Raw genomic sequence first — 9103 nt, forward strand, 5'->3', positions numbered from 1 at the left:
CCGTGCCCTTCATTAGGAATTGGAAATGAACCAGGAACTTGCCACCAACCCTCTGAACCCGCTGGCCCCCACGCGGCAGTTCGATGAGATCAAGATCTCGCTGGCCTCGCCGGAAGAAATTCTGGCCTGGTCCTTCGGCGAGGTGAAGAAGCCCGAGACGATCAACTATCGCACGTTCAAGCCGGAACGCGATGGTCTGTTCTGCGCGCGCATCTTCGGTCCGATCAAGGACTACGAATGCCTCTGCGGCAAATACAAGCGCATGAAGTATCGCGGCCTGGTCTGCGAGAAATGCGGCGTGGAAGTCACGCTGCAGAAGGTCCGCCGCGAACGGATGGGCCATATCGAACTGGCAGCGCCCGTCGCCCATATCTGGTTCCTGAAGTCGCTGCCGAGCCGCATCGGCCTGATGCTGGACATGACGCTGCGCGATCTGGAACGCATCCTCTACTTCGAGAACTATGTCGTCATCGAGCCGGGTCTGACCGACCTGACCTATGGCCAGCTGCTGGGCGAAGAGGAATTCCTCGACGCGCAGGACAATTATGGTGCGGATGCCTTCCAGGCCGATATCGGTGCCGAAGCCATCCGCGCCATGCTGGCCAATATCGATCTGGCCGCGACTGCCGAGCAGCTGCGCGAGGACCTGAAGGCCGCCACCGGCGAGCTGAAGCCCAAGAAGATCATCAAGCGCCTGAAGATCGTCGAGAGCTTCCTGGAATCGGGCAACCGCCCCGAATGGATGATCATGACGGTCATCCCGGTCATTCCGCCGGAACTGCGTCCGCTGGTTCCGCTGGATGGCGGCCGCTTTGCGACCTCGGACCTGAACGACCTCTATCGTCGCGTGATCAACCGCAACAACCGTCTGAAGCGCCTGATCGAACTGCGCGCGCCCGACATCATCGTGCGCAACGAAAAGCGCATGTTGCAGGAATCGGTCGATGCGCTGTTCGACAACGGCCGCCGCGGCCGCGTCATCACCGGGAACAACCGTCGCCCGCTGAAGTCGCTGTCGGACATGCTGAAGGGCAAGCAGGGCCGCTTCCGCCAGAACCTTCTGGGCAAGCGGGTCGACTTCTCGGGTCGTTCGGTCATCGTGACCGGCCCCGAACTGAAGCTGCACCAGTGCGGTCTGCCCAAGAAGATGGCGCTGGAGCTGTTCAAGCCCTTCATCTATTCGCGCCTTGAGGCGAAGGGCCTGTCCAGCACTGTCAAGCAGGCCAAGAAGCTGGTCGAGAAAGAGCGTCCCGAGGTCTGGGACATTCTGGAAGAGGTCATCCGCGAGCACCCGGTTCTGCTGAACCGCGCGCCCACGCTGCACCGTCTGGGCATCCAGGCCTTCGAGCCGATCCTGATCGAAGGCAAGGCCATCCAGCTGCACCCGCTGGTCTGCTCGGCCTTCAACGCCGACTTCGACGGCGACCAGATGGCCGTGCACGTTCCCTTGTCGCTGGAAGCGCAGCTGGAAGCGCGCGTCCTGATGATGTCGACGAACAACGTCCTGTCGCCCGCCAACGGCGCACCGATCATCGTTCCCTCGCAGGACATGATCCTTGGCCTCTACTATGTCTCGATGAGCCGCGAAGGCATGAAGGGCGAAGGCATGTCCTTTGCCAATATCGAGGAGGTCGAGCACGCCCTGGCCGCAGGCGAAGTGCATCTGCACTCGAAGATCACCGCCCGGATCCGTCAGATCGACCAGAACGGCAACGAGGTTCTTCAGCGCTTTGAAACCACGCCAGGCCGCATGCGCCTTGGCGCGCTGCTGCCGATGAACGCCAAGGCTCCGTTCGAGCTGGTGAACCGTCTGCTGCGCAAGAAGGACGTTCAGGTCGTCATCGACACCGTCTATCGCTACTGCGGTCAGAAGGAATCGGTGATCTTCTGTGACCAGATCATGGGTCTGGGCTTCCGCGAGGCCTTCCGTGCCGGCATCAGCTTCGGCAAGGATGACATGGTCGTTCCCGACAACAAGTGGACGATCGTCGAGGAAGTGCAGGAGCAGGTCAAGGAATTCGAACAGCAGTATCTGGACGGCCTGATCACCCAGGGCGAAAAGTACAACAAGGTTGTCGATGCCTGGTCCAAGTGCAACGATCGCGTGACCGAAGCCATGATGTCGACGATCTCGGCGACGAAGATCGACGAGAACGGTGCCGAGATGGAGCCGAACTCGGTCTACATGATGGCCCACTCGGGTGCGCGTGGTTCGGTCAACCAGATGAAGCAGCTGGGCGGCATGCGCGGCCTGATGGCCAAGCCGTCGGGCGAGATCATCGAGACGCCGATCATCTCGAACTTCAAGGAAGGTCTGACCGTTCTTGAATACTTCAACTCGACCCACGGCGCCCGTAAGGGTCTGTCGGACACCGCGTTGAAGACGGCGAACTCGGGTTACCTGACCCGTCGTCTGGTCGACGTCGCCCAGGATTGCATCATCCGCGAGCATGATTGCGGAACCGAGCATTCGATCACGGCTTCGGCCGCGGTCAACGATGGTGAGGTCATCTCGCCGCTGAGCGAGCGCGTGCTGGGCCGGACCGTGGCCGAGGACGTGCTGGTTCCGGGTACCGACGAGATCATCATCCGCACGGGTGAAGTGGTCGACGAACGCAAGGCCGATGCCATTGAGAAGGCGGCTGTTCAGCAGATCCGCATCCGTTCGGCGCTGACCTGCGAATCCGAGGACGGGATCTGCGCGCTCTGCTATGGCCGCGACCTGGCTCGCGGGACGCTGGTCAACATCGGCGAGGCTGTCGGCATCATCGCCGCGCAGTCGATCGGCGAACCGGGCACCCAGCTGACGATGCGGACCTTCCACATCGGCGGTATTGCCCAGGGTGGTCAGCAGTCCTTCCAGGCCGCCTCGCACGAGGGCACGATCCAGTTCCGCAACGAGAGCATCCTGGAAAATGCCAATGGCGAACAGGTCGTCATGTCGCGCAACATGCAGCTGCTGGTCCTGGACGAGCAGGGGCAGGAACGCGCCAGCCACAAGCTGTTCTACGGCTCGAAGCTGTTCGTGAAGGAAGGCGATCGGGTCATCCGCGGTGCCAAGCTGTTCGAATGGGACCCCTATACCCTGCCGATCATCGCGGAAAAGGGCGGCGTGGCCAAGTTCGTCGACCTGATGTCGGGGATCTCGGTCCGCGACGAGACCGACGATGCGACCGGCATGACCCAGAAGATCGTGACCGACTGGCGGTCGGCGCCGAAAGGCAACGACCTGAAGCCCGAGATCATCATCATGGACGCCGATGGCGAACCGGTGCGCAACGACCAGGGCAACCCGGTCAGCTATCCGATGTCCGTCGACGCCATCCTGTCGATCGAGGACGGCCAGGAGATCCGCCCCGGTGACGTCGTGGCGCGTATTCCGCGCGAAGGTGCACGGACCAAGGACATCACCGGGGGTCTTCCCCGCGTGGCGGAACTGTTCGAGGCCCGTCGCCCCAAGGATCACGCGATCATCGCCGAAATCGACGGCTATGTGCGCTTTGGCAAGGACTACAAGAACAAGCGTCGCATCAGCATCGAAGCCGCCGAGGAAGGCGTGGCCCCCGTCGAGTACATGGTGCCGAAAGGCAAGCATATCCCGGTGCAGGAAGGCGACTTCGTGCAGAAGGGTGACTACATCATGGACGGCAACCCGGCGCCGCATGACATCCTGCGCATCATGGGTATCGAGGCCTTGGCCGACTACCTGATCGACGAGGTGCAGGACGTCTATCGACTGCAGGGCGTGAAGATCAACGACAAGCACATCGAGGTGATCGTTCGCCAGATGCTGCAGAAGATCGAGATCATCGACAGCGGCGAGACCACGCTGCTGAAGGGTGAGCATGTCGAGCGTGACGATTTCGACGCGGAGAACGCGAAGATCGAGGCACGCGGCGGACGTCCGGCCACGGGCGAACCGGTCCTGTTGGGCATCACCAAGGCGTCGCTGCAGACCCGCAGCTTCATCTCGGCCGCGTCCTTCCAGGAAACGACGCGCGTGCTGACCGAGGCTGCCGTTCAGGGCAAGCGCGACAAGCTGGTCGGCTTGAAGGAAAACGTCATCGTCGGCCGCCTGATCCCGGCCGGTACCGGTGGCGCGACCGCCCGCGTGCGTCGCATCGCCTCCGAGCGTGACTCGGAAGTGATCGAGGCACGCCGCGCCGAGGCGGAGGCCGCAGCCGCCCTGGCCGCACCCGAGCCTGCCGCTGAGGCAAGCCCGAGCGCCGAGGCGCCCGCGACCAATCCCGAGGATTGATCCCGGCATCATGACAAGGCAGGGGCCCGGCATCACGCCGGGCCCTTGTCGTTTCAGCGCCGCGAACTTGCGACGGACCGGCATGCGGGCTATCGCTTGGGGACCACCAGCAAGGGGGCGGGAATGAAGGTTCAGATGCTGGGGCTCTGCCGGTTTTCCTATGTCGGGCTTCGGGGTTTCCAGGTCGAGCACGAGGATTACCAATCGCGGCGGGCCTATCTTTACGATCCCGACCGGCTGGAGCGGCGCTGGCAGTGGTTCATCCAGGTGGCGATGCCGGGCTGGATGGCGCAGACCGATCCCGACTTTACGCTGGTCATCATGACCGGCCCTGATCTTCCCGAACCTTATCTGTCGCGGTTGGCGGCCCTTTGCGACCGGGTGCCCCAGTTACGGCTGGCGCTGGTCCCGCCGATGGCCAAGCACCGCGAAGCATGCCTGCAAGCCGTCGCCCCCCATGTGGACGGTGCGGCGGATGTGGTCGGCCATTTCCGCCACGACGATGACGACGCCGTCGCATTGGATTACGTCGAACGCAGCCGCGCCGATTTCGCCCGCGTCCAGGATCTGTGGCGCGTCGAGGAACGGCTGTCGCTGGATTATGGCCGCGGATTGATGGTGAAGGCCGCGCAGGGGCGGGTGTCGATCACGCCCTGGTTGTGCCACAACATGGGCGTCGCGCTGACCATCTTCCTGCGGCCCGATGCGGGGCTGAGTGCGCTCAGCTTCAACCATGCCGCCTTGGGCAAATGGATGCCGGGCGTGTCGGTCAACACGCCGGTGATGTTCATCCGTTCGATCCACCGCGACAGCGATTCAGGGGCGATGGGGCAGGGCACGGCCTGGCAGCCCCAGGACGAGCCGCTGGCCCGGCTGATCCCGCGCCGTTTCGGTTTCGGACGCAAGGTCATGGACGAACTGGCCCGCCTTGGGGGATGACGCCCGGATGACGGGCCAGGGGGCCATGTTGACAGGAGGGCGGAATCCGCCTATAGCCCCGCTACCCGGCGGGAAACCGTCTTGGGCACATGAACATATGAGGTCACGATCCGGGCCGAAATACGCCCCGATCCTCTGAAATCATGCCCGTCACCCGGTTTCCGGCGCGGCGGGCTTGGTATTTTGCGATTCGCGCAACTTACCGTCGAGAAGAGGCGCAACCGAGCGGTTGCGAGTATTGACAGAGCAAGACGGGGAACCGAATGCCTACGATCCAACAGCTGATCCGCAAACCGCGGCAGCCGAAAGTGCAGCGCAGCAAGTCGCAGCACCTTCAGGGCTGCCCGCAGAAGCGCGGGGTCTGCACGCGCGTCTATACCACGACGCCGAAGAAACCGAACTCCGCTATGCGTAAGGTGGCCAAGGTCCGCCTGACGAATGGCTTCGAGGTCATCTCCTATATTCCGGGCGAAAAGCACAACCTGCAGGAACACAGCGTCGTGCTGATCCGCGGCGGCCGCGTCAAAGACCTTCCGGGTGTCCGTTACCACATCCTGCGCGGTGTTCTGGATACCCAAGGCGTCAAAGACCGTCGTCAGCGTCGTTCGAAATACGGCGCCAAGCGTCCGAAATAAGGAGAGGCATCAATGTCCCGTCGTCACGCCGCTGTAAAGCGCGATGTCCTGCCCGACGCCAAGTTTGGCGATCGTGTGCTGACCAAATTCATGAACAACCTGATGGTTGACGGCAAGAAGTCGGTCGCCGAGCGGATCGTCTACAACGCGCTGGAGCGCGTCGAGACCCGTCTCAAGCGCGAACCGATCGAAGTCTTCCACGAGGCCCTGGACAACGTGAAGCCGTCCGTCGAGGTGCGTTCGCGCCGCGTCGGTGGTGCCACCTACCAGGTTCCCGTCGAAGTCCGCCCGATCCGCCGCGAGGCCCTGGCCATCCGCTGGCTGATCACTGCGGCTGCCAAGCGCAACGAAAACACGATGGAAGAGCGCCTTGCAGGCGAGCTTGCCGACGCCGTCAACGGCCGCGGCACCGCCGTGAAGAAGCGCGAAGACACGCACAAGATGGCCGACGCCAACAAGGCGTTCAGCCACTACCGCTGGTAAGGCGAAAGGATCCCGACCATGGCACGCGATTATCCGCTGCAGCGTTACCGCAACTTCGGCATCATGGCCCACATCGATGCCGGCAAGACCACGACGACCGAGCGTATTCTGTTCTACACCGGCAAGTCGCACAAGATCGGCGAAGTGCATGACGGCGCCGCGACCATGGACTGGATGGAGCAGGAGCAGGAGCGCGGCATCACGATCACGTCTGCCGCGACCACCACGTTCTGGCAGCGTCAGGAAGACCCGACCACCGAAGGGACTTCCGATACCAAGTACCGCTTCAACATCATCGACACCCCCGGCCACGTCGACTTCACCATCGAAGTCGAGCGTTCGCTGGCTGTTCTGGACGGCGCGATCTGCCTTCTGGATGCCAACGCCGGCGTCGAGCCCCAGACGGAAACCGTCTGGCGTCAGGCTGACCGCTACAAGGTTCCGCGGATCGTGTTCGTCAACAAGATGGACAAGATCGGCGCCGACTTCTTCAACTGCGTGAAGATGATCAAGGACCGCACCGGCGGCACCCCGTGCCCGATCGCATTGCCGATCGGCGCCGAGGACAAGCTGGAAGGCATCGTCGACCTGATCAAGATGGAAGAGTGGGTCTGGATGGGCGAAGATCTCGGCGCAAGCTGGGTTCGTCAGCCGATCCGTGACGAGCTGAAGGATCTGGCCGACGAATGGCGCGCCAACATGATCGAGCTTGCAGTCGAGCAGGACGATGCCGCCATGGAAGCCTATCTGGAAGGCGAGGAGCCCGACGAGGCGACCTTGCGCGGTCTGATCCGCAAAGGCACGCTGTCGCTGTCCTTCTTCCCGGTCACCGCCGGTTCCGCGTTCAAGAACAAGGGCGTCCAGCCCCTGCTGAACTCGGTCATCGACTTCCTGCCGACCCCGCTTGACGTCCCGCCCTATATGGGCTTCTCGCCCGACGATGAGACCGAGACGCGCAACATCGAACGTCGTGCAGATGATTCCCAGCCCTTCTCGGGTCTGGCTTTCAAGATCATGAACGATCCCTTCGTCGGCTCGCTGACCTTCACGCGCATCTATTCGGGCGTGATGAAGAAAGGCGATCAGATGCTGAACGCCACCAAGGGCAAGCGCGAACGCGTCGGCCGCATGATGATGATGCACTCGATCAACCGCGAGGAAATCGAGGAAGCCTTCGCAGGCGACATCATCGCGCTGGCAGGTCTGAAGGAAACCACCACGGGCGACACGCTGTGTGATCCGTCCAGCCCGGTGGTTCTGGAAACGATGACCTTCCCCGAGCCGGTCATCGAGATCGCCGTCGAGCCCAAGTCGAAGGCCGACCAGGAAAAGATGGGCATCGCCCTTCAGCGCCTGGCAGCCGAAGATCCGTCCTTCCGCGTCGAAACCGATCTGGAATCGGGTCAGACGATCATGAAGGGCATGGGCGAACTTCACCTCGACATCCTGGTCGACCGCATGAAGCGCGAGTTCAAGGTCGAGGCGAATATCGGTGCCCCCCAGGTGGCCTATCGTGAAACGATCTCGACCTCGGCCGATATCGACTACACGCACAAGAAACAGACCGGTGGTACCGGCCAGTTCGCGCGCGTCAAGATGACCATCACCCCGACCGAGCCGGGCGAAGGCTATTCGTTCGAAAGCAAGATCGTCGGTGGCGCGGTGCCCAAGGAATACATCCCGGGCGTCGAGAAGGGCATCAAGTCGGTCATGGATTCCGGTCCGCTGGCAGGCTTCCCGGTCATCGACTTCAAGGTCGCCCTGACGGACGGTGCGTTCCACGACGTCGACTCCTCGGTCCTGGCGTTCGAGATCGCGGCCCGTGCCGCGATGCGCGAAGGTCTGCGCAAGGCCGGTGCGAAGCTGCTGGAACCGATCATGAAGGTCGAAGTCGTGACGCCGGAAGAATATACCGGTTCGATCATCGGCGACCTGACCAGCCGTCGTGGCATGGTGCGCGGACAGGACAGCCGCGGCAACGCGAACGTCATCGACGCCGCAGTGCCGCTGGCCAACATGTTCGGCTACATCAACAACCTGCGTTCGATGTCTTCGGGCCGTGCGGTGTTCTCGATGCAGTTCAGCCATTACGAAGCTGTGCCGCAGAACATCTCGGACGAGATCCAGAAGAAATACGCCTGATTTTGCAGCGGGGCTACGGCCCCGCTCCTGACCTGAATTGAAGAACAAGGAGCCATTCCATGGCAAAGGCAAAGTTTGAACGGAACAAACCGCACGTCAACATCGGGACCATCGGTCATGTTGACCACGGCAAGACGACGCTGACCGCTGCGATCACGAAGTATTTCGGCGATTTCCGCGCCTATGACCAGATCGACGGCGCGCCCGAAGAGAAGGCCCGCGGGATCACGATCTCGACCGCGCACGTGGAATACGAGTCCGAGTCGCGCCACTATGCGCACGTGGACTGCCCCGGCCACGCCGACTACGTGAAGAACATGATCACCGGTGCCGCCCAGATGGACGGCGCGATCCTGGTCGTGAACGCCGCCGACGGCCCCATGCCGCAGACGCGCGAGCACATCCTGCTGGGTCGCCAGGTGGGCATCCCCTACATGGTCGTCTACCTGAACAAGGTCGACCAGGTGGATGACGAAGAGCTGCTGGAACTGGTCGAGATGGAAGTGCGCGAGCTGCTGTCCTCCTACGACTATCCGGGCGACGACATTCCGATCATCAAGGGTTCGGCCCTTGCTGCCATGGAAGGCCGCGACCCCGAGATCGGCGAAAACTCGATCCGTGAGCTGATCGCCGCCGTCGACAGCTA

6 protein-coding genes are annotated in these 9103 nt (G+C 62.5%); all 6 read left to right on the top strand.

From position 1 onward, the window contains the following. The first annotated feature begins 25 nt into the window (after nt 1–25). Nucleotides 26–4258: a DNA-directed RNA polymerase subunit beta' gene (rpoC, locus tag IE00_RS04970; RefSeq protein ID WP_072295952.1), complete on the top strand. Its 4233-nt coding sequence runs from the start codon at nt 26–28 to the stop codon at nt 4256–4258. A 123-nt stretch (nt 4259–4381) separates the two neighbouring features. Beyond that, the gene (locus IE00_RS04975) at nt 4382–5197 is read left to right on the top strand and encodes a glycosyltransferase (RefSeq protein WP_072296001.1); all 816 of its coding nucleotides are present in this window, start codon (nt 4382–4384) and stop codon (nt 5195–5197) included. Between the two features lie 263 nt (nt 5198–5460). Further along, nucleotides 5461–5832 carry a 30S ribosomal protein S12 gene (rpsL, locus tag IE00_RS04980; RefSeq protein ID WP_022705687.1) on the top strand — a complete coding sequence of 124 codons (372 nt, stop codon included), beginning with the start codon at nt 5461–5463 and terminating at the stop codon, nt 5830–5832. Nucleotides 5833–5844: 12 nt separating this feature from the next. Further along, nucleotides 5845–6315: a 30S ribosomal protein S7 gene (gene rpsG / locus IE00_RS04985; RefSeq protein ID WP_072295953.1), complete on the top strand. Its 471-nt coding sequence runs from the start codon at nt 5845–5847 to the stop codon at nt 6313–6315. Nucleotides 6316–6333: 18 nt separating this feature from the next. Then, nucleotides 6334–8457, top strand: coding sequence for an elongation factor G (gene fusA, locus IE00_RS04990; protein WP_072295954.1), 2124 nt, complete (start codon nt 6334–6336; stop codon nt 8455–8457). Between the two features lie 59 nt (nt 8458–8516). Then, the coding region (locus IE00_RS04995) for a GTP-binding protein (RefSeq protein WP_170864083.1) at nt 8517–9103 on the top strand (587 nt) is incomplete at its 3' end.

Source organism: Paracoccus sp. SM22M-07 (genome assembly GCF_001887735.1).
Taxonomy (GTDB): domain Bacteria; phylum Pseudomonadota; class Alphaproteobacteria; order Rhodobacterales; family Rhodobacteraceae; genus Paracoccus.